General features: G+C 71.4%; 20 protein-coding genes. 8 read left to right on the top strand and 12 right to left on the bottom strand.

Annotation, left to right across the window (positions count from 1 at the left end):
- Positions 1–120: 120 nt before the first annotated feature.
- From mdlC to ACZ63E_RS45340, 8 genes are all read right to left on the bottom strand, one after another.
- The gene (gene mdlC, locus ACZ63E_RS45375; RefSeq protein WP_465342515.1) at positions 121–1,707 is read right to left on the bottom strand and encodes a benzoylformate decarboxylase; all 1,587 of its coding nucleotides are present in this window, start codon (positions 1,705–1,707) and stop codon (positions 121–123) included.
- Positions 1,708–1,717: 10 nt separating this feature from the next.
- A complete protein-coding gene (locus tag ACZ63E_RS45370; RefSeq protein ID WP_465342514.1) occupies positions 1,718–1,879 on the bottom strand; it encodes a DUF397 domain-containing protein in 162 nt (53 codons plus the stop codon).
- A gap of 2 nt (positions 1,880–1,881) precedes the next feature.
- Positions 1,882–2,724 carry a helix-turn-helix domain-containing protein gene (locus tag ACZ63E_RS45365; RefSeq protein WP_465342513.1) on the bottom strand — a complete coding sequence of 281 codons (843 nt, stop codon included), beginning with the start codon at positions 2,722–2,724 and terminating at the stop codon, positions 1,882–1,884.
- Between the two features lie 83 nt (positions 2,725–2,807).
- Positions 2,808–4,454, bottom strand: a complete 1,647-nt coding sequence (locus ACZ63E_RS45360; protein WP_465342512.1) for a S53 family peptidase — start codon at positions 4,452–4,454, stop codon at positions 2,808–2,810.
- A 165-nt stretch (positions 4,455–4,619) separates the two neighbouring features.
- A complete protein-coding gene (locus ACZ63E_RS45355; protein ID WP_465342511.1) occupies positions 4,620–5,582 on the bottom strand; it encodes a hypothetical protein in 963 nt (320 codons plus the stop codon).
- A gap of 41 nt (positions 5,583–5,623) precedes the next feature.
- Complete coding sequence (locus ACZ63E_RS45350) at positions 5,624–5,836, bottom strand: hypothetical protein (RefSeq protein WP_465301806.1); 213 nt, start codon at positions 5,834–5,836, stop codon at positions 5,624–5,626.
- Positions 5,837–6,254: 418 nt separating this feature from the next.
- Complete coding sequence (locus ACZ63E_RS45345) at positions 6,255–6,932, bottom strand: copper homeostasis protein CutC (protein WP_465342509.1); 678 nt, start codon at positions 6,930–6,932, stop codon at positions 6,255–6,257.
- A gap of 12 nt (positions 6,933–6,944) precedes the next feature.
- Entirely contained in the window at positions 6,945–9,653 is a 2,709-nt protein-coding gene (locus ACZ63E_RS45340) for a sensor histidine kinase (RefSeq protein ID WP_465342508.1), read from the bottom strand.
- Positions 9,654–9,838: 185 nt separating this feature from the next.
- Between ACZ63E_RS45340 and ACZ63E_RS45335 the strand changes: the two genes are divergently transcribed.
- Together ACZ63E_RS45335 and ACZ63E_RS45330 are read left to right on the top strand one after the other, a co-directional pair.
- Entirely contained in the window at positions 9,839–10,804 is a 966-nt protein-coding gene (locus ACZ63E_RS45335; protein WP_465342507.1) for an ABC transporter substrate-binding protein, read from the top strand.
- 207 nt (positions 10,805–11,011) lie between these two features.
- Positions 11,012–12,397, top strand: a complete 1,386-nt coding sequence (locus ACZ63E_RS45330; RefSeq protein WP_465342506.1) for an FAD-dependent oxidoreductase — start codon at positions 11,012–11,014, stop codon at positions 12,395–12,397.
- On the opposite strand, the gene ACZ63E_RS45325 is transcribed toward ACZ63E_RS45330, so the two are convergent.
- A complete protein-coding gene (locus ACZ63E_RS45325) occupies positions 12,394–13,023 on the bottom strand; it encodes an LppU/SCO3897 family protein (protein WP_465342505.1) in 630 nt (209 codons plus the stop codon). The two genes, ACZ63E_RS45330 and ACZ63E_RS45325, sit on opposite strands and share 4 nt — an antisense overlap.
- Positions 13,024–13,111: 88 nt before the next feature.
- Here ACZ63E_RS45325 and ACZ63E_RS45320 point away from each other — a divergent pair, with 88 nt between their 5' ends.
- Positions 13,112–14,758 carry a DNA repair helicase XPB gene (locus ACZ63E_RS45320; protein WP_465342504.1) on the top strand — a complete coding sequence of 549 codons (1,647 nt, stop codon included), beginning with the start codon at positions 13,112–13,114 and terminating at the stop codon, positions 14,756–14,758.
- A gap of 4 nt (positions 14,759–14,762) precedes the next feature.
- On the opposite strand, the gene ACZ63E_RS45315 is transcribed toward ACZ63E_RS45320, so the two are convergent.
- The gene (locus ACZ63E_RS45315) at positions 14,763–16,115 is read right to left on the bottom strand and encodes a flavin monoamine oxidase family protein (RefSeq protein WP_465342503.1); all 1,353 of its coding nucleotides are present in this window, start codon (positions 16,113–16,115) and stop codon (positions 14,763–14,765) included.
- A 62-nt stretch (positions 16,116–16,177) separates the two neighbouring features.
- Here ACZ63E_RS45315 and ACZ63E_RS45310 point away from each other — a divergent pair, with 62 nt between their 5' ends.
- From ACZ63E_RS45310 to ACZ63E_RS45300, 3 genes are all read left to right on the top strand, one after another.
- The gene (locus tag ACZ63E_RS45310) at positions 16,178–16,771 is read left to right on the top strand and encodes a TetR/AcrR family transcriptional regulator (RefSeq protein WP_465342502.1); all 594 of its coding nucleotides are present in this window, start codon (positions 16,178–16,180) and stop codon (positions 16,769–16,771) included.
- A 185-nt stretch (positions 16,772–16,956) separates the two neighbouring features.
- A complete protein-coding gene (locus ACZ63E_RS45305; RefSeq protein WP_465342501.1) occupies positions 16,957–17,718 on the top strand; it encodes a DUF4253 domain-containing protein in 762 nt (253 codons plus the stop codon).
- A 440-nt stretch (positions 17,719–18,158) separates the two neighbouring features.
- Positions 18,159–19,004 carry a DUF72 domain-containing protein gene (locus tag ACZ63E_RS45300; protein ID WP_465342500.1) on the top strand — a complete coding sequence of 282 codons (846 nt, stop codon included), beginning with the start codon at positions 18,159–18,161 and terminating at the stop codon, positions 19,002–19,004.
- A gap of 683 nt (positions 19,005–19,687) precedes the next feature.
- Here ACZ63E_RS45300 and ACZ63E_RS45295 read toward each other — a convergent pair.
- Positions 19,688–22,471 (bottom strand): AfsR/SARP family transcriptional regulator, encoded by a 2,784-nt coding sequence (locus tag ACZ63E_RS45295; RefSeq protein WP_465342499.1) that lies wholly within the window; start codon positions 22,469–22,471, stop codon positions 19,688–19,690.
- 74 nt (positions 22,472–22,545) lie between these two features.
- Here ACZ63E_RS45295 and ACZ63E_RS45290 point away from each other — a divergent pair, with 74 nt between their 5' ends.
- A complete protein-coding gene (locus ACZ63E_RS45290) occupies positions 22,546–23,493 on the top strand; it encodes an o-succinylbenzoate synthase (protein WP_465342498.1) in 948 nt (315 codons plus the stop codon).
- Here ACZ63E_RS45290 and ACZ63E_RS45285 read toward each other — a convergent pair.
- Entirely contained in the window at positions 23,466–24,236 is a 771-nt protein-coding gene (locus ACZ63E_RS45285; protein ID WP_465342497.1) for a nucleotidyltransferase domain-containing protein, read from the bottom strand. The genes ACZ63E_RS45290 and ACZ63E_RS45285 overlap by 28 nt on opposite strands.
- A 123-nt stretch (positions 24,237–24,359) precedes the next feature.
- Here ACZ63E_RS45285 and ACZ63E_RS45280 point away from each other — a divergent pair, with 123 nt between their 5' ends.
- Positions 24,360–24,575 (top strand): PspC domain-containing protein, encoded by a 216-nt coding sequence (locus tag ACZ63E_RS45280; RefSeq protein ID WP_465342496.1) that lies wholly within the window; start codon positions 24,360–24,362, stop codon positions 24,573–24,575.
- The last annotated feature ends 104 nt before the right edge of the window (positions 24,576–24,679 follow it).

Here is a 24,679-nt window from a genome sequence, read left to right as displayed (position 1 = left end):
ATCCGGCGACGATGGAGGGGGGTGGTGGTGCGGTTGGGGGTTGTTTTTTTGTTTCCGTGGGGGGGGGGGGGGGTGGGGGGGGGGGGGGGCGGGTCCCCCCCCCCCCCCCCCCCCCCGCTTTCAGTACAACGTCCGGTCGGAAGCGACCACCTTGACGTGCACCAGCGTCGGACGCGGGTCGGCGAGCGCCGCCCGCAGGCCCGGGACCAGACCGGCCGGCTCGCTGATCGTCACGCCCTGGCACCCCATGCTCGACGCCAGCGCCGCGAAGTCGATGCCGCCCAGCTCGGTCCCGGGGAGCTTCGCGCCGCCGATCGCGTCGCCGAGGATGCGGACCGCGGCGTACTCGGTGTTGTCCAGGATCACGAAGGTCACCGGGACTTCTTGACGTGCGGCCGTCCACAGCGCCTGGATGCCGTACATGCTGGAGCCGTCACCGATCACCCCCACCACGCGGCGGTCCGGGCGGCCGAGCGCCACGCCGACCGCGGCCGGAAGGCCGTAGCCGAGTGCCCCGCTGGCGTTGGTCAGGAAACCCGAATCCGTGGCGGTGATCGGCAGGAAGTCGTGCAGGGCGCCGCGGTGGCTGGGCGTCTCCTCGACGACGATCGCGTTGTCCGGCAACAGGTCTGCGAGCGCCGAGTAGGCGAACTCGGCGGTGAGCTTGTCGGCGCCGGGCTTCGCGGGACGTGCCAGCGGGGCGGGTGCCGGGCGGCCACTGCGCTCGACGGCGTTCAGCAGGGCCCGCACGCCGAGCTTCGGCGTCGCGCGGATACCGGTGCCTTCGAAGGCGCGCGCGAGGATCTGCTCGTCGTCGCTGACGATGAACAGCGGCGGCAGCGGAGCTTCCCCGCGGCCGCGCTCAACGTGGTAGGTGAAGGCGGGCGCGCCCAGCACGAGAACGAGGTCGTGCGCCGCGAGCTTGTCCGAGACGGCGCCGCGCTCGGGGTCGAGGAACCCTTGGAACAGCGGGTGGTCCTCGGGGAACGAGCACCGGAACGACATCGGCGCGACCCACACACCGGCGTTGAGCCGTTCGGCGAGCGCGACGGTTTCCACGACGGCCGAGTCCTGGTCGACGGCTCCCCCGACGACGATCGCCGGCCGCTCGGCGCATTCGAGCGCGGCGGCGAGCTCGGTGACGGCCTCGGGGTCCGGCGCGAAGCCCCGGACGCGCGGCCGGGAGATGACGGGCCGTTCGGTCGTGACGGTCCAGTCGTCCGCCGGCACGGACACGAAGACCGGACCCGACGGCGCCTGCGTGGCGACGTGGTAGGCGCGCGCCAGCGCGGCCGGGACGTCCTCGGCCGTGGCGGGCTCGATCGACCACTTCACGTACGGCTTCGGGAACTCCGGCGCGTCCATCGCCCCGAGGAACGGATCGTGCGGGATGAGGGAACGGACTTGTTGACCGGCGACGATGATCAGCGGTGTCCGGTTGCGGTAGGCGTTGAAGAGGCTGCCGAGGCCGTGCCCGACCCCGCCTGCGGAGTGCAGGTTGACGAGGACGGCCTGCCGCGTGGCCTGCGAATAGGCGTCGGCCATCGCCACGACGGCGGACTCCTGCAGCCCCAGGACGTAGTCGAAGTCGTCCGGCCAGTCCGTCAGGAACGGGACCTCGGTGGTGCCGGGGTTGCCGAACACCGTGGTGAGGCCGAGTTCGCGGAGGAGTTCGCGGGTGGCGTCCAGCACCGTGCGCTTGATCATGCCCCTCAGACTAATGCTTAGTCTTGCGAAGGAAAGCCCCCCAAGCGGCCGCACTGACGGCGAGGGTGCCGCCCGCGCGGTCCTTGGTGTCGCGGACTTGCGACACCGGGCCGAGCGCCACCTCCACGCAGTTGGTCTCATCGGTGTGACTCGATGTGCGCCACTCGCGCATGTTCACTCCAGTCCGGCGATCACCCCCTGGATGAGCTCGAGCGATTCCCGCTCACTCAGCGCCAGGTCCGACAGGGTTTCCGCGGCGGCCCGGAAGGCGGCCACCTGTTCCCCATCGTAGACATGGGCGCTACCCCGGAGGTGCTCGATGTGAACCACCGAAGGCAGGTGGGCGAAGTCGAAGATCACGAAGTGGCCGAACAGGCCCGGGTGGTAACCCGCATCCGCGCGCACCACGCGAATGCTGCTGGTGCGCGGCTGCGCCGCGCGCACCAGCAGCCGCAACTGCTCGGCCATCACCGCCGGCTCGGCGATGGCTCGGCGGAGCGCTTCTTCGCCGAGAAAAAGCTTGAGCGCCAGCGGATCGGGGCGTGTGAGCACCTCGCGCCGCCGCTGGCGGACCGCCACCTGCTGCTCGATCATCCGCGCCGGGAGCCGGTGCGATTCGAGGATCGCCTCGGCATACCCCGGAACCTGGAGGAGGCCCGGCACCACGAACGGCTCCCAGTTGATCATCGCCGTCGCCGAGCGCTCGTACTCCACGTAGGTCGACAAGGCCGGGGAAACTCCGGGCACCGTCCGCTCGAGCCAGTTCGGCTCCTTCGCGTACTCCGCCAGCTCCAGCAGCCTCTCCCGCTCCACCGGCTCCACCTGCATCGCCCCGAGCAGCAGCCCCACCTGCGCCACGTTCGGCACCCTCGTCCCGCTCTCCCAGTGCGACAGCACCTGCGGCGCGACGTCCACCTGCCGCGCCAGCTGCCGCAGCCCCAGCCCGCGCGCCACCCTCGCCGCGCGGAGACCGAAGCCCAGTGCGCGGGACCTCGGGGTCGCCACTCGTGTTGACATGGGCACATTCTGTCACCGGGCGCCGACAAAAACGGGACGCCGGGGCCGTCGCGAATCCGCGACAGCCCCGGCGTCCCACCACGTCAGCCGATCAGGCCCGACAACCCACTGCCCTTGAACGAGCCCCAGCCGGTCACCTGGTCGTACCCCGTCCCGGCAGTGAAGCCGGTGGTGCCGTGGAGGGTGTTGTTGCCCGTCGTCACGTCGTGGAAACCCGTGCCGTACGAGGACCCGTTGCCGATCGAGTAGAACTTCGGGTTCAGGTTGCCCAGACCGCCGCCGTGCACCTGGTTCTGCAGCGTCGCGAACGCCGCCCACAGCGGGGCCGCACCCGACGTGCCCCACACCGTCTCCCACGAACCCGCCGTGTAGATGTAGTAACCCGAGCCGCTCGCCGCGTCGGCCGAGACGTCCGGGACCTTGCGGTTGGTCGTGCTCTGCGAGGACTGCCACGACGGCGCCGTGAACACCGTCGAGATGCCGCCGCCGGTGGACCCGTTCGTCGCGCCGTCGTTCCACGCCTTCTCGCTGCTGTAGGCGTTCGACGTCGTCACGGTCAGCTGCGTGCCGCCGACCCCGGTCACGTTCGGGCTGGACGCCGGGAAGTCCACGGCCTTCGCCGTCGAACCGGTCTGGCGGTAGCAGTCGGTCGTGCCGTCGTCGCCCGCGGCCGCGAAGTACGAGATGCCCTCCGCGGTGCCGGTCGCGATCGCGTTGCTGACGCTCTTCGCCGCGCTCGAACCCTCCGCGGATTCACAGGCGCCCCAAGAGATCGAGACGACGTTGACCGTGTGGTCGGACGCGATCTTCTGGTACATCGCCAGTTCGCCGGCGCTGGTGTTCGGGGCCTCGTACACGTAGTCGTTGGCCTTCGCCGCCAGCGCGTGCACGACCTCGATGTCGAGCTCGACCTCGATCTGGCCGTCCCCCGGCGAGGAGTCGTAGTTCGCGCCGCTGACCGGGACCGTCGTGACCGTGCCCGCCGAAAGGCCGTACGTGCTGTCGTACTTGGTGATGTTGGACTTCTGGTAACCGTCGAACTCGACGAAGCCGACCTTCACTCCGCTACCGGTGGCCGAGAGACCGCTTGTCCCGTAAGCGGTCTTGAGTACCGGCGGGGTCACCGCCTTGACGGCGTTGGGCTGGGCGGCCACCGAAGAGTGCGTCCGGACGGCGTGGTTGTCGAGGCCGACGACGTTCGCCACCACACCCGAGACGTCCGAGGGCACGGCCGGCGCGGCGTCGTTGGCGAAGAAGTCGCGGCCGGAAACCCGGTCGTGGTAGGTCCCGATCCGGGTGCGGAACGCCGATTCGAGCTGCGCCGCGGAGCCGGTGAACGTGATGGCCTGCCGGTTGCCGGAAACCTCGATCCCGGTCGCGCCCGCTTTCCCGAGGAATGAGACAGCCTTGTCGACGTCGGCCTGGGTCGGGCCGAACTCGGCGGAGAACTGCGCAGGCGTCAAGAAGTGGTGGTATTGCGGCGACGCGGGGTTCTGGACGTCGGCGAGGAACTTTTCCAGCGCCTGCTGGTTGTGCAGTTTCAGCGAGAGCGCGGCGGTGATCCGCTGCCCGCCCGCGACGTCGCCGGTGCGGGCGCTGTTGACCAACGGCGCAGCACTGTCGGCCAGCGTGACCAGGGGTTCCGTGGCCGCGGCGGCCGGGACGGCCACGGCGAGGCCGAGCAACGCAGGCAACGGCACAGCGGCCGCGACGAGCTTGCGCAAGCGCATGGGAAATTTCCTCTCGGCGAGGGGGACCGGACCTGCGCGGAATGCTCGCCGCAGGTTGCCGAGAAGCATAAGAAACCGCTCTCGCGCCGAGGAACCTACTTTTGTCTGCCGTTTCGCGGTTCCTTTTTTGCTTTCCGAAAGGTTTACCTCGGCATAGCGAACTGATTATTGTCCGGAATGCCCGAGAGCGTCGACGCGGTCGGCGATCTCCTGCGCGTCCGCATTGCCGGAAAACCGCCGCGCGGCCGCCGACAGCGACCGCAGCCGCTGCCGGGTCCGCGGGGACCGCAGCGCGGCCGCCAGCTCGATCGCCTCCTCGCCGACGGCGGAGGCGACGTCGAGGTCGCCGTCCAGCGCGTGCACGGTGGCGAGCCAGATCAGCGTGAGCGACCGGCTGCGCGTCATCCCGCGGCCGTACCCGGCGATCGCCTCGGTGAGGGCGGGGATGCCGTCACGGCCGTGCCGGATGTCGACGACCTGGGCCAGCTCGCCGTGCACCGTGCCGATCATCGCCGCCATGTCCGTCGCGCCGAAGAACGCGGCCCACGGCGACGGCTCGCGCCCCTCGGCCTCCGCGAACTCCTCGCGGGCCCGGCGCAGGTAGGTCAGAGCCTCCGTGACGTCGGCCTTCTTGGCGTGCGCCCACGCCTGGTTGGCCGACAGGATCGCCTGCGCCAGCTTGGAGTGCGCCAGCAACGCCGCCTCCCGGCCCCGCGCGAACTCCTCCAGCGCCGCGTCGACGGCGCCGTAGTGCAGGTGCAGCCGCCCGATGCGGTAGCGGACGTTGGCCTGGAGGTCGTCGTTGCCGGCTTCGACGGCCAGCTCCAGCGCCCGCCGGAACGCGGCGAGCGCGGCGGCCGGGCGGTCCTGGTCGAAGTTCGTCCAGCCGGCCAGGTTGTACAGGTCGGCGACGGCGGTGTACAGCCGGGCCTGGACGACGGTCTTGGTCACGCCGTCCAGCAGCGCCACGGCGGCGGGCAGCCGTTTCTCGACCGCCGCCCGGCAGGAACCACCGCCGTAGCGGTAGTCCAGCGTCCTGAGCTCGGCGACGACGTCCTCGAGCCGTCGCACGTCGGCGAGACCCACGCGTGCACCACGCTGGTTGTCCCGCCCTCCACTGCCGTCCATGGCAGCCCTCCGTCCGTAGAGAGCTGCCGGGCAGCTCCCGTTCATTCCCCGCCGGGCCAGGCCGGAGCCCGCTCCCGCGAGGGACTGGCGCCGGGCAGCACCCCGGCGGCGGTCAGCACCACACCCGTGGCGGTTTCCGCGATCTTGACGGCGGCCAGCAGGCCGGTGAGGGCGAGCGAGCCGCCGAGCCCCAGCTTCGCGAACTCGTCTTCGGAGGTTTCGGGTCCGCGTTGCCGCGGTAGCGCACCGGTCACGATTCGGCCTTCCGGGTTGCGCCGGACGCACTCGCGCGGCAATTGCGCGGAATGAGCCGCTCCCACGCGACAGAGATCCACCGCATGGTCATGCTCTTCGTTTCCTGTTGTCCTCGCAACGAGTTCGTCTCGAACTGAATACGCGCGCACACGGCGCCGCCTCCCGCACTGGGATCGATTCCTGGTGATCGGCCTGATCGCGAAATGCCGGACAAACGTAGCCAGCCCGACCAGGCGAAATCAGCCGCCAACCAGGTCATAGCCCCGAAGTGCCCGTGCGGCCGCACGTGCAGCGCCGGCTCGCCCGCTGCACGGGACGAATGCAAATTCGCCGGACGGGACGCGATTACCGCGCACGAAAGAACATCGGCGGAAAACGTTTTATCCCGCCGATGTTCCGATTAATTCCGGAAAACGATCAGGATTTGACGAGGTCGACCCAGGTGCGCACCGATCCGGCGTCCACCGGGAACTGCCAGCCGCCGGGCCGGACCGCGCTCCCGACATGGAACCCGCGCACCCCGCCCGCGCGCAAGAGGTGCACCTGCTGCGCGCGCAGGCCGCCGCCGACGAGCAGCTCCGGCCCGCCTTCGCGCTGCGCAAGCCGTTGCAGCACCGAAAGACCACTGGCTACCCCGTTCGGGTGGCCCGCCGCGAGCACCGTGTCACAGCCCAGCTCGGCGAGCTGGTCGTAGGCGCGCAACGGATCCCGCGTGCGGTCGATGGCGCGGTGGAACGTCCAGGACAGGCCGCCGATCTCCTTGACCAGCGTCTCACAGGCGTCCAGGTCGATCTCGCTGTCCACGGTGAGGAACCCGAAGACGAACTCGCGCGCGCCCGCGTCGATCAGCCGGGCGGTGTCGGCGCGCAGTCCTTCGAGGTCGCCCATGGCGAAGGAACCGTTGTCCCGCAGCATGACCCGCACCGGGAGGTCGGTCGCCGCAAGCACGTCACGCAGGGTTTCGACCGACGGCGTGAGGCCGTCCTGAGCCATGTCGGCAACCAGTTCGAGGCGGTCGGCTCCACCCGCTTGCGCGGCTACGGCGTCCGCCGCGTCCAGCGCGATCACTTCCAGCAGGGGCGTCTTCGAGCTCATGCCTCATCCATTTCACTGGTTCCGGGTGTCGTCTCCCCTCGCGTGCCGCCCTCGCCGGAAGCCGCCTTGAAGGCTTGTCATCCGCTCGCGCACCGCTTCCGGGGAAAGAGAGAGTATCGGCCGCTGCTCCGGCACCGCTCCGGGGCTCGCCGCCGCGTCGGCGGGCTGCAGGAACGGCCAGGTGTCCTCCGCGCCGTCCTCCTGCTCCAGCTCGGCCGGCGTCGGCCACTGGTAGTCGGGCTCGATCGCGGCGGGCGGCGCGACGGGCGGGAACTGCGGATCGGTGTCCTCGTCGTCCGGGTTCGGCTCCGAGCTTTCACGTGAAAGCTCGGGGAGCGGCGGGGGTGGCGGAGGCGGGGGCGCCGCGGCGAGCGCGTGCCGCGGCTCCAGCGGGGCGGGCCGCGGCTCCTCGGCCACCGGACGCGGCTCCACGGCCTTGCGCGGCGCCTCGGGGGCCGCGGACGCGTCGAACCAGCGCGACAGGACGTCGCGGTAGGCGGGCATCCGCTCGGTCGGGGCGTCGAAGTCCAGGTGCGAGTCGTCGTCCGCGCTCGGCCACTCCGGGGCCTGGTCGCGCGCCACCACCGGCGCGCGGCGCGGCGGACCGGCCTCGATCGACGGCGGGGTCAGCTCTTCCGGCTCGGCCGGCTCCGGCTCCGGCGGCGTGAGCGGGGCCAGCGGCGCGAGCAGCTCGGGTTCCGGGGCCGCGGCCGGCTCGGGCGGCGGAGGCGGCGCCGGCATCGGCGGCAGCTCGACGATCAGCGCGGACGGCACCAGCACGGTCGCGACCAGCCCGGTGTCCCGGCCCGCGCTGAGGCTGACGTCGATGTGGTGGCGCTTGGCCAGCGTCGCGACCACGAACAGGCCCATCCGGCGCGAGACCTCGACGTCGACGTCCGGCGGGTTCGCCAGCCGCAGGTTGGTGCGGTTGATCTCGGCCTGCGGCATGCCGGCGCCGTGGTCGATGATCTCGATCTGCCAGTCGCCGTCGTGGGTTTCGGCGCTCGCGACGGTGACCGTCGTGTCGCCGGAGTAGCGCGTCGCGTTCTCCAGCAGCTCCGAAACGACGTGCACGAGGTCGTTGACGGCCTCCCCGCGGACCGCGACCTGCGGCGCCGGGCCGAGCTCGATCCGCTGGTAGTGCTCGACCTCCGAGAGCGCGGCGCCGACGATCTCGTCGGCCGACACCGCGCCGGCGTCGTCCCGCGAGGAGTCCTGGCCGGACAGGACCAGCAGGTTCTCGCTGTTGCGCCGCATCCGCGTCGCGAGGTGGTCGAGCTCGAAGAGGCCGGCGAGGGTGTCCGGGTCCTGCTCGTCGGCCTCCATCCGGTCGAGCACCGACAGCTGCCGCTCGACGAGGTCCTGGCTGCGCTGCGAGAGGTTGACGAACATCGCGTTGACGTTCTCGCGCAGCATCGCCTGTTCGCCGGCGAGCCGGACCGCTTCGCCGTGCACCGCGTCGAACGCGCGGGCCACCTGCCCGACCTCTTCGCGGGTGAACACCGGGACCGGCGCGATGGCGAGCCGCTTGCGGAGGTTCTCCGGCGCCGGCTCGGGGTCGGTGAGCAGGCCCTGGACGGCCGCGGGCAGCCGGTGCTCGGCCACCTCCAGCGCCGTCCGGCGCAGGATTCGCAAGGGGCGCAACAGGGACCGCGCGATCACGACCGACAGCACGCCCGCGACGAGCAGGACGGCGAGCACGACACCGCCGTCCCAGATCGCCGCCGTGCGTGCTTGCGCCGCAAGGGCGTCGGTGCGTTCCTGCAACTGGACCAGCAGCGCTTCCTGCACCTGATGGGCGAGGTTCACCGTGTGGGTCGCCGAGGTGTCCCACTGGTTCGGGTCGAGGCCCGAGAGGTCCTGGTTGTTCTCGGTGCGGGTGAGCGCGGACTCGACCATGTCGTTGCCGATGTCGACGACCAGGCCGATCACCGTGTCGTCGAACATCCGCTGCTGGTCGGGGGTGGCGAAGGTGCGGTAGTCGTTGCGCGCGGCGGCCAGCTCGGCTTCCGCGCCGAGCAGCGCGCGCGTCCGGTCGCGGTCGAGCGTGCCCGCGGCGAGGGCCTCGGCCATCACCGCGCGCTTGACCGACATCTGGTCCTTGATCCGCGCCAGCGCGTTGCCCGCCAGGCGCAACCGCGCGAGTTCGGGGTCGGAGACGTCGGCGGCGGCCGAGTCGCTGATGTCGAGCAGGCCGGAGATCAGCTCGCTGTAGGAGCGCAGGACGGCGTCGGCGGGGAACGCCGAATGCTCCGCGGAGAACCGGAGGCCGCCGAGCACGCGCAGCCGGTCGTCGGTCTGCTGCAGGCTTTCCGCGGCCTTCGCGTCGAGGCGGGGCTTGCTGTCGGCGAGGGTCCGCTCGAACGTCCCGATGGCCTGGTCGACGCGTTTGCGCTGGCCGGCGAGGTCGCCGGTGTCGCCTTGGCGGTTCTGCGCGACGAACCGCACCGTGAGGTCGCGCTCGCGTTGCAGTTCGTGCAAGGCTTCGGCCACCGTGTTGTCGACCCGGCCGCGCGTGGCGAACTCCGCGAGCTGCCGGGCGTCGCGCAGGTCCGAGCTGATCCTCAGGCCGACGAGCGCGATCACCGCCAGCGCGGGAATCAGGAGGACGGCGAAGAGCTTGGTGCCGAGACGCCAGTTCCGCAGCCGCCAGCGGCCGCCGGCCGGACGTGGATCCGCCGCGTCGCCGCCCTTGCGGGGACGCTTGTCGCGACGGGTCACCTGGTTTCCTTTTCCACCGCGGGAGGAACCCGCGGACCTACGACACCTCGAACCTACTGAACGGTAGCCCGCCCCATGAAGATCCGAAAGCCGTGCTGGCGCGAGACGGCCCTGCCCGCGATCGTATGGGGCGCGGACCATACGATCCAGCACGAGAACCAGATTCTCGCGGTAGGTGAAGGTTCATGATCAGACGCGGACGGACGATTCCGCTGGTAGCGGCGCTGCTGGCGACCGCTGGGTGCAGCGTGTTCTCTTCCGGCTCGCCTGCCGCCCCGCCGCCATTGGAACGGACCACTCTGCGCGTGGGTGTGGGAAATGCCATCGACACGGCGCCGCTGCGCATCGCCGTGGCCGCGGGAAAGTTCGGCTCCGCGGGACTGAACGTCCAGCTGGTGGAACTCGGCGGCGACGACGGCCTGGCCAAGCTGACCAGCGGCGACCTCGACGTCACGTTCGCTTCCGACATCGCGATGTTCCGCGCCGCGGCCGGTGGTGCGGCGTTGCAGCTGCAGGGCGAGGCGTACACGTCCGGCCCCAACACCATGGCCCTGGTCACACTGCCCGGCTCCGACTACCCGGTCCCGACGGCGAAGAAGGCCCCCGAGATCGCGGTCAACATGCTCGACGACGTCGGCGCGCTCGCGGCGCGTTCGGTGCTGGGCACGGCGGGCGTGGACGTCGCGAAGATCAAGTTCAAGCCGGTCGGGTTCGACCAGATGCCGCAGGCGTTGCAGGCGGGCGACGCGGACGCGGCCCTGATGATCGAGCCGTACATCACCCGAGCCGAGAAGGACCTGGGCGCCCACATCCTGGCCGACGGCGCCCGCGGTGCGACGCTCGACTTCCCGTTGTCCGGGTATGCGTCGGCCAAGCCGTTCGCCCAGTCCAACCCCCGGACGCTGGCGGCGTTCCGGAAGGCGCTGGGGGCGGCCCAGCAGAGCGCGACGGACCCGGCGACGGTCCGGGACGCGCTGCCGAAGTTCTCCGACATCGACACGACGACGGCGTCGTTGATCTCGCTGGGTTCCTATCCGGTGTCGCTCAACGGCATCCGGCTGCAGCGGGTGGCTGATCTGATGCACAACTCGGGTCAGCTGGCGGATCGGCTGGATGTGCAGTCGCTGCTTCCGGACCAGAACAGCTACTAGCTTTCGCTTCCTGCCGCGGCCCTCGGACTGTGGTCACGGATCCGGGCCCGCGTCGCGAATGACCCATTCGCGACGTCTCGCGTCCCCAATGGGTCATTCGCGACGTTCCGGCCAGTAAAACCCCTTGCCGCGGCCCCGCCGTTATTCGCTTCCCTTTAAACTTACACCTGGTCTACTTTCGCACTCAGTCTACTCAAGGAGTGCGCCATGACCGACGTCCTGATCACCGGAGCCGGGCCCACCGGCCTGCTCCTCGCCGCCGAGCTCGCCCTCGCCGGCGTCGAAGTGACCGTCCTCGAACGCCGCGACGGCCCCGGCCTCCCGCGCCCCGTCGGGCTCCAGCCCCGCACCGCCGAACTCCTCGACCTGCGCGGACTCGACGTCACCACCCACGAGACCGACGGCCCGAGCGGGCACTTCGCCGGTCTTCCCGTCCCGCTCGACCACAGCGTCTGGCACACCCGCCACCCCCGCGTCGTCAACCGCACCCAGGACGACCTCGAGGCGATGCTGGCCGAGCACGCCCTCGAACACGGCGCCACCATCGAACGCGCCCACGAGGTGACCACCGTCAACACCGACCCGGACGGCGTCACAGTCGACGGACACCGGGCGCGCTGGCTCGTGGCCTGCGACGGCGCGCACAGCACCGTCCGGCGCCTGCTCGGCGTGCCCTTCCCCGGCCGCACCGAGACCTACGTCGCCACGCTCGCGCACGTCCGGCTCGCCGCCGTGTCCGAGCTCGTCCCCGCGCGCGCCGCGCACTTCAGCGAGGTCACCCGGCAGGCGAACGGCCACTGGTCGATGCTCACCCCGCTCGGCGACGGCGGCCACCGGTTCGTCTTCGGCGCCACGGCAAAACAGCCCGGCCGCGACGAACCGGTGTCTGACTCCGAGGTCACCGAAGCGCTGACAGCCCTCTACGGCCCCGAGACGCGCTTAGGCGAGGTGTACGGCGCTTCGCGCTTCAACGACGCCACACGGCAGCTGGAGCGCTACCGGCACGGCCGTGTGCTCTTCGCCGGCGACGCCGCGCACATCCACCCGCCGCTCGGCGGGCAGGGGCTGAACCTGGGCGTCCAGGACGCGATGAACCTCGGCTGGAAGCTGGCGGCGACCGTCCGCGGCACCGCGCCGGCCGGCCTGCTCGACAGCTACCACGACGAACGCCACCCGGCCGCCGCCCGGGTGCTGCGGCACACCGCGGCCCAACGCGTCTTCACGAGCCCGGACCGGAGCGAGAACGTCGAGGCGCTGCGCGAGATCGTCGTCGACCTGATGCGGCTGCCGGACGCCAACCGCTACTTCAGCGGCCTGCTGTCCGGGCTTGGCCTGAGCTACCCGGGCGCACACCGGATCCCGGACCTCGACCTGACGACGGCGGCCGGCCCGACGCGGCTTTCGGCGTTGCTCCACGGCGGCCGCGGGCTGCTCCTCGACCTCGGCGACCACGCGGTGCCCGCCGGCTTCACCGGGCAGGTCGACCACGTGCGCGCCGCGACCGGCGACGCCGAGCACCGCGGCCGGCTGCTGCTCGTCCGGCCGGACGGGTACGGCGTCGACCCCGCGGACCTGGGCCGGTGGTTCGGCTAGATGTTCTCGCCGGGCGGCGCCAGGCACACCAAGCGGAACGGCGGACCGGAGTAGACCCGGATGTCGTCCGCCCCTTCGCATTCCTTGCCGTCGCGAGAGCTGGTGAGGACCTCGGCGCGTTCCGTCGCCGCCGGGTCGGAACAGCTCACCTTGGCGATCGTGGCCTCGTCGTCGACGTCGCGGAGGCAGTCGCCGGTGCGGACGTTCAGGGCGAGACAGAGCGTCCGCCCCTCACCTGAGCCGGTCGTGGTCTTGAACCGCACGTAGCCGTTCGAGGAGCAGGCCGAGGACCCACGGAAGCTGTCGTCGACCTTGTAGGTCGCGCTGTCGCTCGCGCAGCCGACGCGGTGGTAGGCGAGCTTGCCGCCGCCTTCGCGCGTCAGGTAGAGGCAGCTGCCGTCGGACGGCGTGCCGCTGCTCCCGATCCAGTAGATCGCCATCGCGCCCAGCGCGCCCAGGCCCAGCGCGGCGACGACGCACGCGACGAGCGTGATCCGCACCTTCACCGTGAACCAGTGCGGGATCGGCGCCTGCCCCGGCGCGGGCGGCATCGGCGCGCCCGGCATCGGCGTCCCCGGCGCCGGCGTCGCGTAGTCCGGCGTCCGGAACGGGTTGTCGTCGGTCACATGCCCTCCAGTGATCCCCTCGGCACATCGCCGCGTCCCCGGACCCGCGACGGGTGCGGGCCGGAGCGAGGCACGTATAACAGTAGTTGTGACTGATGGCCCGCTGATCGTCCAGTCCGACAAGACCGTGCTCCTGGAGGTCGACCACCCCCAGGCCGATGACGCGCGGATCGCCATCGCGCCGTTCGCCGAGCTCGAACGGGCGCCGGAACACGTCCACACCTACCGCATCACCCCCCTGGCCTTGTGGAACGCGCGCGCCGCGGGCCACGACGCCGAGCAGGTCGTCGACGCGCTGACGACGTACTCGCGCTTCCCGGTGCCGCAGCCGCTGCTGATCGACGTCGTCGACGTCATGGGCCGGTTCGGCCGGCTGCAGATCGCCAACCACCCGGCGCACGGGCTGGTGATGTCGACGACCGACCGCGCGGTGCTCACCGAGGTCTCGCGGAACAAGAAGATCAGCCCGATGCTCGGCGCCCGGATCGACGAGGACACCGTCATCGTTCACCCGTCCGAGCGCGGGCGGCTGAAGCAGGCGCTGCTCAAGGTCGGCTGGCCGGCCGAGGACCTCGCCGGGTACGTCGACGGTGAGGCGCACCCGATCGCGCTCGACGAGAGCGACTGGCACCTGCGCGACTACCAGCGGATGGCCGCGGAGGCGTTCTGGGCGGGCGGCTCCGGCGTCGTCGTGCTGCCGTGTGGCGCGGGCAAGACGCTGGTCGGCGCGGCGGCGATGGCGAAGGCGCAGGCCACGACGCTGATCCTGGTGACGAACACCGTCGCCGGGCGGCAGTGGAAGCGCGAGCTCGTCGCGCGGACGTCGCTGACCGAAGAGGAGATCGGCGAGTACTCCGGCGAGAAGAAGGAGATCCGGCCGGTCACCATCGCGACGTACCAGGTCGTCACCCGCAAGACCAAGGGCGAGTACCGGCACCTGGAGCTGTTCGACTCGCGCGACTGGGGCCTGGTCGTCTACGACGAGGTCCACCTGCTGCCGGCGCCGGTCTTCCGGATGACGGCGGACCTGCAGTCGCGGCGGCGCCTCGGCCTGACCGCGACGCTCGTGCGCGAAGACGGCCGCGAGGGCGACGTCTTCTCGCTGATCGGGCCGAAGCGCTACGACGTGCCGTGGCGCGACATCGAGGCGCAGGGCTGGATCGCGCCGGCGAAGTGCACCGAGGTCCGCGTCACGCTGACCGACGCGGAACGGCTCGAGTACGCGACCGCCGAGGCCGACGAGCGCTACAAGCTGGCGGCGACGGCGCTCACGAAGACCCCGGTGATCAAGTCCATCGTGGCCAAGCACGCCGACGAGCCGACGCTGGTCATCGGCGCTTACCTCGACCAGCTGGAGATGCTCGGCGACGAGCTCGACGCGCCGGTGATCCAGGGCGCGACGAAGAACAAGGAGCGCGAGGAGCTCTTCGACAAGTTCCGCCGCGGCGAGATCAAGACGCTGGTGGTGTCGAAGGTCGCGAACTTCTCGATCGACCTGCCCGAGGCGTCGGTGGCGATCCAGATCTCCGGCACGTTCGGCTCGCGGCAGGAGGAGGCCCAGCGCCTCGGCCGCCTGCTGCGTCCCAAGGGTGACGGCCGCCAGGCGCACTTCTACTCGATCGTCTCGCGCGACACGGTCGACACGGAGTACGCGGCGCACCGGCAGCGGTTCCTGGCGGAGCAGGGGTACGCGTACCACATCGTGGACGCGGACGACCTGCTCCGGCCACTCTGACCGGTCAGGTGAGCGCGGGCGTGATCTCCCGGGCCACGCGGTGGCCCGACTCGGCGGCGCCGTCCATGTAGCCCGCCCAGCGCGTGGCGGTCTCGGTGCCGGCCCAGTGCAGCGGCCCGATCGGCGCGCGCAGGGCCGGGCCGAAGCGGGTGAGGGTGCCGGGAGCGGCGAACGCGCCGTAGCAGCCGCGGCTGAACTCCTCCTCGGCCCAGTCGCGCTCGAGGTACGCGATCGGGTTCCGGGCCCGGGGCCCGAAGTAGCCGGCGAGGTCGTCGAGCACCCGGGCGCGGCGGTCCGCCTCGGTCAGCCGCGCCCCGGCGTCGGCGTGCCGTCCTTCGAGGAAGCCGACGAGCACCGCGGGCGAGCCGTCGTGCGGGGTGTTGTCGAAGACCGTGCCCAGCGTGCGCCGGTCGCTGTTGGCCTGGCCGCTCAACCCGTCCGTGCGCCAGAACGGCTCGTCGTAGACCACGTTGACCTTGATCACCCGCCCCATCGGCAGCCGCTGGACGAGCTGGTCGCGGTCGCCGGGCAGCCCGGGCGTGAACCGCACGCGCGCGGCGAGGGGCGGCGGCACCGCGAAAACGGCGCGGCGAGCGCGGACGCTCGTGCCACCCGCCTTCACCCGGACTCCCGCGGTGTCCCATTCGACGTCGGTCACCGCGGCGCCGAGCACGACCCGGTCACCGAGCTCGTCGGCCAGTGCGAGCGCGATCCGCTGCGAACCGCCGACGACGCGGTCCTGCTGCGCACCGCCCGTGGTGGTGATCATCGGGTCGAGGCCGCCCGCCGAGTTGAGGTAGAAAGCCGTCCACAGCAGGGAAAGGTCCTCGGGTTCGACGGAGAACACGGCCTCGGTGATCACGCGGAAGAACGACCGGCCGCCGGAGGTGCGGGCCGTGCGCCGCAGCCAGGTCGCGAAGGTCTGGCCGTCCAGGTCCGCGGCCCCCTTCGCCAGCCAGGGCTCATCGGCCGGCACCCGGCGGGTCAGGCGGTCCAGCCGCAGCTGCGTCTGGGCGATGTCCGCCAGCGCCACGGGGTTCAGCCGCGGGATCCGGCCGGTGTACTCGGCGCGTCGCCCGGCGAACTCGGCGATGTGCCGGCCGGTGTCGTGCGTGGGGTAGGTGCGCAGGCCCAGCTCCTCGATGAGCGCGAGCACCTCGTGCTGGCCCGGCCCGACCCACTGACCCCCCACCTCGATGGCGCCGCCACCGGGCAGCTCGCCGTTGAGCAGCCGGCCGCCGACCCGGTCCCGGGCCTCCAGCACCAGCACGTCGGCCCCGGCCCGGACGAGGTCACGCGCGGCGACCAGTCCCGCGATCCCGGCCCCGACGACCACGACGTCCACGGACTTCTCCATCGGCCACCCGCTCTCATACATGCTGTATCTGAAATTCAGAGTGTATGTGATAGTCATGGCGAATGGAATCGGTGCGCGTGAAGTACGCGGAACACACCCGTCAGGCCCTGTTCGACGCCGGCCTGCGCCTGTTCACCGAGCGCGAGTACGCGAGCCTGTCGGCGGAGGAGCTCGTGCGCGCCGCGGGCCTGACGCGGGGCGCCCTCTACCACCACTTCGACGGCAAGCGCGGCCTGTTCGAAGCGGTCATGGACGAGCTGGAAGGCCAGGCCGCCCAGCGCATCCGGACGTCGATGGCCTCGACGGACGACCCCTTCGAGCGCGCCGGCCGCGGCGTCGCGGAGTTCCTGGCGGTCTGCGCCGAGCCGGGCTACCGCCACGTCGTGCTCCTGCAGGGCCCGATCGCCCTCGGCTGGCACCGCTGGCGCGAACTGGACCAGCAGCACCTCGGCGGCTTGCTCACCGAGGCGGTCCAGACGCTGCTCGCGACGGGCGCGTTCCGGCCGCACCCCGCCGGCCTGCTCACCGCAGCTTTCTACGGCGCCCTCACCGAGCTCGCCCTGGTGATCGCCGAGACGGACGACCCGGACCGGGCCCGGACCGAGGCCACGGACCTCGTCCGCGACCTGATCGCCGGCTTGACGACCCCGGGCTGACCACCCCTTCGGCCCAGCGAATCGTCACAGGAGCAACTTCCGCCACTTCCATCTCAAATCAGGCCCTGACCTGCGGTTTTCCCGATTCACTCGAACGGATGAGCGGCCAGATCACTGGAAATTGTCGGACCCTCGAACTACTGTTCGACATGCACCAGCCGAACACAAGTTCGAGGGGACGCTCCATGACGATCGCACCGCTCCGCCCCGGCACACCCGCGCCGCCGGTCCAGACCCTGCCACCGGGGTCCTGGCACGGCCGGCTGTGGGTGTCCGACCTGCCCTTGACCCGCCCCGAGCGTTACCTCGGCTGCGTGGCCGAGTTCGAGCGGTCGGGTCTGTGGCCGGTGCTGATCCCCCACGACCAGCGTTTCGCGGCGAACGGCGAGGACTGGATCGACGACCGCGGCCGCCTGGCCCCGGCGGGCCACCGGGTGGCCACAGCGGACCCGGCGGCAGTCCTGGATCGCTGGTGGGACGCGTCGTGTTGCGACGGCGCCTGCCTGCGCCCGTTCGGCGCCCGCTTCCCGGGCCTGGCGAAGAGGAGCCCGCGCCGCTCGGACCCGCTGGCGGAGGCGGGCAACACGGGCTCGATCCTGGCCAACCGCGCCCCGCACCGCCTGGGCCTGGTCCAGACAGAGCGTCCGGCGGACATCCCGGCGCTCCTGGGCTGGACAGGAATGATCAAGTGCACGGACCAGGTGGCCGAGCTGTCGGCAGTGCTGCGCAGCTGGGAGGACCGTTTCGGCGCAACGCTGGTGGTGCTGGGTTACGACACAGTGGAGCTGTCGGTGGCGGCCCCGCCAAGGAACCAGGCACGAGCGTTGACGGTGGCGGCCGAGCACCGAGCGTTCAGCCTGCCGACGTTCGCAGGCCAGCCCGGGAACTTGCGGGAGTACGCATCCGACCTGGTCCAGACCCGCCACTGGCGTTTCTCCTGGGCGTAAGGGTTCGACCCGGCCCCGGCGTGGCCCCGGCCGAGCGTCCGTCTGGGGAACCCAGAAAGGAGCGGCGTTGGTCATCCCGTCGCCTGAGGCCGTGAAATCACTTTGAGCCAGGCCCGCAACACACAGCCCAAAGCAAGCAGAGAGCGCAACCTTGCGGGCCTGGCTCAAAGTGATAGGCCTCAAGTCAGGCGACGGGATGACCACGAGCGGCCAACCGACGAAGGTGAGATGAAAGCAATCCCGAGGGTCATCCCAGAGCCTGCCCGTCCGGCGAGGACAGTCTTTCCCACAGCGAAGACCCCATGAGCAAACGCCTGAAGGGCCCAATAAGACGCCCGTCCCCAAAACTAGGCCACCTGTCCCACCCGACGGTCCACCGGTCCAACCACAGCCAAGTTTGCCCACCCCGCCAACCGGGAACCACCCACGGCGGAAAGGCGGTGAGCAGAATCGCCAAAATCCGCATAGGCACCTCAGGCTGGCGCTACCCACCCTGGCGAGGGGTGTTCTACCCGCACGACCTAGCCCAGCGACGCGAGCTGGAGTACTTGTCCCACCAGCTGACAACGGTAGAGATCAACGGCTCGTTCTACTCCCTGCAACGCCCAGCCCGCTACCAAGCCTGGTTCGCCGAAACCCCAGCCGACTTCCTCTTCGCAGTAAAGGGCGGCCGCTTCATCACGCACATGAAGCAGCTAAGAGACGTCGAGACGGCGCTGGCGAACTTCTACGCGTCAGGAGTCCTGGCACTGGGCGCAAAACTGGGCCCATTCCTCTGGCAGCTCCCCCCAAGACTGACGTTCGACCCGAACCGCCTGGCCGACTTCTTCACCCTCCTCCCACGCACGACAACGGAGGCGGCCGAGCTGGCAACAAAGCACGACGACAAGCTGAAGGACCCCCCGCACCTCGAAGCGGGCAAACGGCGCCCCCTCCGGCACGCACTCGAAGTCCGCCACCCGAGCTTCGCCGAACCCGCGGCAAAGGAACTACTGCGGAAACACGGAATCGCCCTGGTGGTAGCGGACACGGCAGGCAAGTGGCCATACCTCGAGGACCAGACGGCGGACTTCACCTACATCCGCCTCCACGGCGACGAAGAGCTGTACGTAAGCGGCTACTCGGACAAGGCCCTACGAACCTGGGCCGACAAGATCCGCACCTGGCACGAGGACGGCCACCGCGACGTGCACATCTACTTCGACAACGACGTGAAGGTGGAGGCCCCCCGCAACGCCGAAACGCTGGCCAACCTGCTGGGAGTGGCGCCGCAACCAAGCCAGTGAGCGAACAGTGAGCGCAATCAGCTTGGGTGATGAGGGCGGCCCGGACCGTCTCGCGCGCTGTCACTGGGGGTCGGCACGCGAACGGTCCGCCGCCACCAACTCCACCCCGCGCAATGCACCTGCGACGGCCTGCCGCCAGCCGCGCGACCGCCACCAGCGAACCAGCCGCCGCAGGCGACGGCTATCCGCGCCGACCTGGGCCACCAGCCACCCAACCCGCGCCGGCAGCCGCAGCACTCAGCGGTGCCGCAAGCCGCAGGCAGCCAGTCCACCGCACACCCACATCGCCGCGCTGCAGCCGCAGCAGTCATCCACGCCGCCCGCCGCCTGATCGCGAGCCCCAGCCAGCCACACCACCGCACGCCCGCATCGCCGCGCTGCAGTCGCAGTCATCCGCGCCGCCTGCCGCCTGATCGCGAGGCGCAGCCAGCCGTTCCACCGCAAGCCGCATCCCCGCGCTGGCAGCCGCAACAACCACCCTCGCCGCAAGCCGCCTGCTGCCGAAGCCAGATCGCGCGCCGAAGTCAGCCACACCACCGCGAGCCGCCATCCCCGGGCCGCCGGCCGCGCGCCCAACCCTCGCCTTCAGCCGCCGCGCCACTGGCCACCGCAGCCTGATCGCGAGCCGCAGCCAGCCACTCCACCGCGGGCAGCGCCGCCAGGCGCGCGCCCCAACCCCGCCCTCAGCCGCCCGCACCCACCAGCGCCGCCAACTTCGCGCGCACGTCGTCCGCGTCCGGGTGCCCCAGCTCGGTCAACAACCGCACCGACCGCACCCAACACTCCCTCGCCGCCGCCGCATCCCCATGCCGCAAATGCACCGACCCCAGCTGCGCCAGCACATCCGCCCCCTCGTACTGCTCGCCCATCGCGAAAAACATCCCCACCGACTCCCGCATACACGCAACCCCCTCATCGAGCCGTCCCAGCCCGACCAGCGCCAACCCCCGCGTGTGCTGCGTGAACCGTGAATCCACCGGCTCCCCGTCCTCATCCACCACCGCCAGCGCCGCGTCGGCCAGCCGAAGCGCCTGCTCGTGATCACCCATCGACGTGCAGATGTCGCCCAGCGCCCGCAGCACGCTCGCCTCGAACCCGCCCAGCCGCAGCTCGCGGACGATCTCCAGCGCCTGCTTCCCGTGCTCGTACGCCCAGGCGTAGTCATCCAGATTGTGCGCCGCCAGCGCCAGGTTGTAGTGCGCCCGCGCCTCGCCCTCGCGCGCGCCGAGCTCGCGCTGGATCGTCAGGACCTGCTCCAGGTACCGCCGCGACTCGCCGTACTCGCGGGCGACGCCGTTGACCACCCCCAGCCCGCTGAGGATCCCCGCCTCGCCCGGCCGGTTGCCGCTCGCCCGCGCCGCGTCCAGGGCCACCGCGAACACCGAGCGCCAGTCATCCAGCCGTGAGCGCGTCACGAAGTAGCTCTGCAGCAGCCACGCCAGCTTCCAGCAGACGTCGTCACGGCGACCGCGCGCCAGGTGCACCGCCGCGATGAGGTTGCCGTGCTCCTCGTCGAACCAGGTCAGCGCGTCCTGGTGCCCGGCAAATACCAGACCGCCGCCGGGCTCCAGCTCCAGCAGCCGGTAGTAGCGCTCCGGGCGCATCCGCTGGGACGCGTTCAGCGCCGACGTCACGTACCACCCCAGCAGCCGATCCAAAGCGGCTTCACGCTGCGAAGCCGTGTCGACCTGCGAAGCGACTTCGCCCGCGTACGCGCGGATGAGGTCGTGGAACTGGTAGCGGCCCGGCCGAGGCTGGGCGAGCAGGTGCGCCGCGGCCAGGGTTTCCAGCATCGGCCGGGTCGTCGTGACGTCCAGGCCGGCGACCGCGGCCGCCGCCGGCGTGGTGAAGTCGACGCCGGTCGAAAGCCCCAGCAGCCGCAACAGCCGCGCCGTCGACGGCTCGAGTGCCTGGTAGGAGTACGAAAGCACCGAGCGGATGTTCGTCCCTTCACCATCAGCGAGGTCGAACGAGCCGAGCAGGTCCGTCTCCAGCGAGCGGGCGAACTCGTCGAGCGCCAGCCCGGGGAACTGCGCCGCCCGCACGGCGAGGATCCGGATCGCCAGCGGCAGCCCGCCGCAGTAGCGCACGAACCGCTCGGCCGCCGCCGGATCACTCGCGACGCGCTCGACGCCGATCGTGGACGCCAGCAGCTCCACGGCGTCCTCCTCACCGAGCTCCTCGAGCGCGATCCGCCGCGCGCCGTGTGTCGCGACCAGCGCGCGCAGCTGCCAGCGGCTGGTGATGACGACCAGGCAGCCCGGCCCGGGCAGCAGCGGCGCGACCTGCTCGGTGCGGTTGGCGTTGTCGAGCAGGACGAGCAGCCGCCGCCCCGCACTGTGCGTCCGCCAGCTCGCCGCACGGCCGTCGAGGTCACCCGGGATCGCCTCGCTCGGCACGCCCAGCGCGGTGAGCATCGCGTCGAGCGCCGCCGACGGCTCGACCGGTTCGCCGGGCCCGTAACCGCGCAGGTTGAGGTACACCTGGCCGCCGCGGAACCGGTCGACGACCCCGTGCGCGAAGTGCACGGCCAGGGTTGTCTTTCCGATGCCGCCCATGCCTTCGACGGACGCGATCGGCGTCGACGCGTCGGCGTCCAGGGCTTCCGGCAGCAGCGTGTGCAACGCCTTGAGGTCGGACTCGCGCCCGGAGAACGACGGCAGGTCGGCGGGCAGCTGGTGCGGCACCTGCGGTTCGGCGCCGAGCCGGTAGCGCGCCGGCACGGCGCCGTCGTCGGCGCCGGTGAGGATCGCCTGGCGGGTGCGCTGCAGCGACGGCCCGGGGTCGAGCCCGAGCTCGTCGGCGAGCACGTCGCTGATCCGGCGGTGGACGTCGAGCGCTTCGGCCTGCCGGCCCGACCGGTACAGCGCGATCATCAGCTGCTCGTGCAAGCGCTCCCGCAGCGGGTTTTCCCTGGTCAGGCGCACCAGTTCAAACACGACGGTGTCGTGGTCGCCGACTTCGAGCAGCGCGTCGGCCCACTGCTCGCGGACGCGCAGCCGTTCTTCGGCGAGCTGACCGCCTTCGTCGCGGTGCAGCGCGTCGGACTCGACGTTCAGCAGCGCCGGCCCCCGCCACTGCCCGAGGGCTTCGGCGAAGTGCGCGGCCGCCTGCCGGCTTTCGCCGCGGTCCATCGCCGCCTTGCCCCGCGTGGCGAGCGCGCGGAACCGGGTCAGGTCGAGCAGGTCGTCCGCGAGCTCGATCCGGTACCCGCCGCTCTCGGTGCGGATCGCGACCTGGTCACCGAGGGCGCGGCGCAGGCGCAGCACGTACGTCTGGAGCGCGCCCTTGGAGCGGCGGCGGTCGTCGTCCCACAGCCAGCGGCCCAGCTCGTCGACCGGCACGACCCGGTTCGCGCGCAGCAGCAGCCCGGCCAGCACGATCAACGGCCGGCTGCCCCCGAGGGGCACCGGGTGGCCGTCGGCCGTGACCTCGGCCGGACCCAGCACGCGGAAGTCGAGGACCACGTGGTCATTCTGGCCGGAAACGCGCTGTTCGGCACTTGTTCGCGAAACCCGCGGCGGTGGCATGATCGGCGACGATGAAGGTCTACGCGATCCCCCTGCGCAACCGGTTCCGCGGCATCACGGTCCGGGAAGGCGTCCTGCTCCACGGCCCGGCGGGCTGGGGTGAGTTCTGCCCGTTCGCCGACTATTCGGACGCCGAGAGCGTGCCGTGGCTGCACGCGGCGCTGGAGGCGAGCGAGCGGGGCTGGCCGGCGCCGGTCCGCGACCGGGTCGAGGTGAACACGACCGTGCCGGTGGTCGGGCCGGACCAGGCGTACGAGCTGGTCCGCGCGTCCGGCTGCCGCACGGCGAAGGTGAAGGTCGCGGACACCCGCGCGTCCCTGGCCGACGACTGCGACCGGGTGGCGGCGGTCCGCGACGCGCTCGGCCCGGACGGCGCGATCCGCGTCGACGCCAACATGGCGTGGGACGTCGACACGGCGGTGCGCGCGATCGCCGACCTCGACAAGGCGGCGGGCGGGCTGGAGTACGCCGAGCAGCCGTGCCCGACGATCGACGACCTCGCCGCGGTGCGCCGCCGGGTGTCGGTCCGGATCGCGGCCGACGAGTCGATCCGCCGCGCGGAGGACCCGCTGAAGGTGGCGGTCGCGGGAGCGGCGGACATCGCGGTCCTGAAGGTGGCGCCGCTGGGCGGCGTGCGGCGCGCGCTGGAGGTCGCCGAAGCGTGCGGGCTGCCGTGCGTGGTGTCGTCGGCGGTGGAGACGAGCGTCGGCCTGGCCGCGGGGCTCGCACTGGCGGGCGCGCTGCCGGAGCTGGAGTTCGCTTGTGGACTCGGGACGATTTCGTTGCTGGAAGGCGACGTCTGCGCTTCACCACTGTCCCCTGTGGACGGTTACCTGCCGGTCCCGCGCCAGGCCCCGGAGCCGACGAGCGCCTACCCGGCTTCGGCCGAAGTCGAAGCCGGGTGGGCGGCGCGGCTGGCGCGGGTCCGGGGTCAGGCGGCCTGCCAGGCCGAGTCGTAGGCGTGCACCAGCCACCGGTCGGCCCAGGCGTGGTCGGGCTGCTCCGGCAGCGGCGAGCCGCCCCGGACCAGCCGGTCGAGCCGGTCTTCCAGCTCGGCCGCGGCGGCGATCGCCTCGTCCTGGGAGTGCTTGCCCCGCCGCAGATCCCGTAGCCAGGTCAGCCACGGCTCCGCGATCGGCAGCGTCATCCGGCCCGTCTCGAGCAGTTCGACACCCTGGACGCCGAGCCGCACCATGTGCATGGCGTACTTCGTGTCGAAGCCGTACTTCTCGACGAGCTCGGGCCGGTTGACCTTGGTCGCGCCTTCGAGCAGCCGCGTGCGCTGCGTCCGCAGGTAGCCGGCGAACCGCAGCCCCGCCTGACGCGACAGGATCCGGTCCGCGTTCGCGCGCAGCTCGTGGCCGAGGCCGGTGATCCGCACGATCTCGGCGTCGGGCACGAACAGCGGGAGCAGGATCGTGGGATTCCCGGTGAGGGCCAGGCGCATCCACTTGCGCAGCGAGTAGACGATCAGGTCGAGATCACCGGGCCCGGACCGCACGCCTTCCGGCCGGCTGCGGAAGACGTACTGCTCGAAGCTCCGAAGCCCGCTGACGTACTCGGCCGGCTCCACGCACAGCCCCATTTCGTCCCGGTCGTCCTGACCGTCGACGGCGGTGCCGTGCAGGCCGGACCCGACCTGGCAGCGCAGGATCGTGCCCTGCTCGGCGATCGCGGCGAACTCGGGGTTGTCGTGTTTCATGGTCGGAAGTTGTACCGGCCAAGCGCCGGGGGCAGCACCTGGTTTTCCCCGAGGCAGAGTTCAGGGTCCGGCTCCGGGCCCTTCCCGATGTGCCCTGGCGGGCCCGAAAGCCACTATTGAGCCATGACGAACAGCGTGTACACCCCGGAAACCAAGAAGCTCCGCCGCAGCAGCACCGACAAGATGCTCACCGGCGTCTGCGGTGGCTGGGCCACCTACCTCGGCATCGATGCCAACGTCCTGCGGATCGGCATGGTCGCCGCCGTGTTCCTGTCGGTCGGGATCGCCATTCCGGTCTACGTCGCCGCCGCGATTCTGACTCCCGAAGAGAGCTCCTGACCCGGGCGGGGGGGGGGGGGGGGGGGGGGGGGGGGGGGGGGGGGGGGGGGAGGGAGGGGGGGGAGGGGGGGAGGGGGAGGGGGGGAGGGGGGGGGGGGAGGAGG

It is taken from the genome of Amycolatopsis sp. NPDC104819 (genome assembly GCF_055583145.1).
Note: the sequence above shows the minus strand (reverse complement) of the source record. Positions and strands in the feature narration are given on the sequence as shown.

What these genes read in the sequence shown, in the direction of transcription:
- mdlC (WP_465342515.1), bottom strand. Translation starts at nt 1,707, where the DNA reads ATGATCAAGCGCACGGTGCTGGACGCCACCCGCGAACTCCTCCGCGAA.
- ACZ63E_RS45370 (WP_465342514.1), bottom strand. Translation starts at nt 1,879, where the DNA reads ATGCGCGAGTGGCGCACATCGAGTCACACCGATGAGACCAACTGCGTG.
- ACZ63E_RS45365 (WP_465342513.1), bottom strand. Translation starts at nt 2,724, where the DNA reads ATGTCAACACGAGTGGCGACCCCGAGGTCCCGCGCACTGGGCTTCGGT.
- ACZ63E_RS45360 (WP_465342512.1), bottom strand. Translation starts at nt 4,454, where the DNA reads ATGCGCTTGCGCAAGCTCGTCGCGGCCGCTGTGCCGTTGCCTGCGTTG.
- ACZ63E_RS45355 (WP_465342511.1), bottom strand. Translation starts at nt 5,582, where the DNA reads ATGGACGGCAGTGGAGGGCGGGACAACCAGCGTGGTGCACGCGTGGGT.
- ACZ63E_RS45345 (WP_465342509.1), bottom strand. Translation starts at nt 6,932, where the DNA reads ATGAGCTCGAAGACGCCCCTGCTGGAAGTGATCGCGCTGGACGCGGCG.
- ACZ63E_RS45335 (WP_465342507.1), top strand. Translation starts at nt 9,839, where the DNA reads ATGATCAGACGCGGACGGACGATTCCGCTGGTAGCGGCGCTGCTGGCG.
- ACZ63E_RS45330 (WP_465342506.1), top strand. Translation starts at nt 11,012, where the DNA reads ATGACCGACGTCCTGATCACCGGAGCCGGGCCCACCGGCCTGCTCCTC.
- ACZ63E_RS45315 (WP_465342503.1), bottom strand. Translation starts at nt 16,115, where the DNA reads ATGGAGAAGTCCGTGGACGTCGTGGTCGTCGGGGCCGGGATCGCGGGA.
- ACZ63E_RS45310 (WP_465342502.1), top strand. Translation starts at nt 16,178, where the DNA reads ATGGAATCGGTGCGCGTGAAGTACGCGGAACACACCCGTCAGGCCCTG.
- ACZ63E_RS45305 (WP_465342501.1), top strand. Translation starts at nt 16,957, where the DNA reads ATGACGATCGCACCGCTCCGCCCCGGCACACCCGCGCCGCCGGTCCAG.
- ACZ63E_RS45290 (WP_465342498.1), top strand. Translation starts at nt 22,546, where the DNA reads ATGAAGGTCTACGCGATCCCCCTGCGCAACCGGTTCCGCGGCATCACG.
- ACZ63E_RS45285 (WP_465342497.1), bottom strand. Translation starts at nt 24,236, where the DNA reads ATGAAACACGACAACCCCGAGTTCGCCGCGATCGCCGAGCAGGGCACG.
- ACZ63E_RS45280 (WP_465342496.1), top strand. Translation starts at nt 24,360, where the DNA reads ATGACGAACAGCGTGTACACCCCGGAAACCAAGAAGCTCCGCCGCAGC.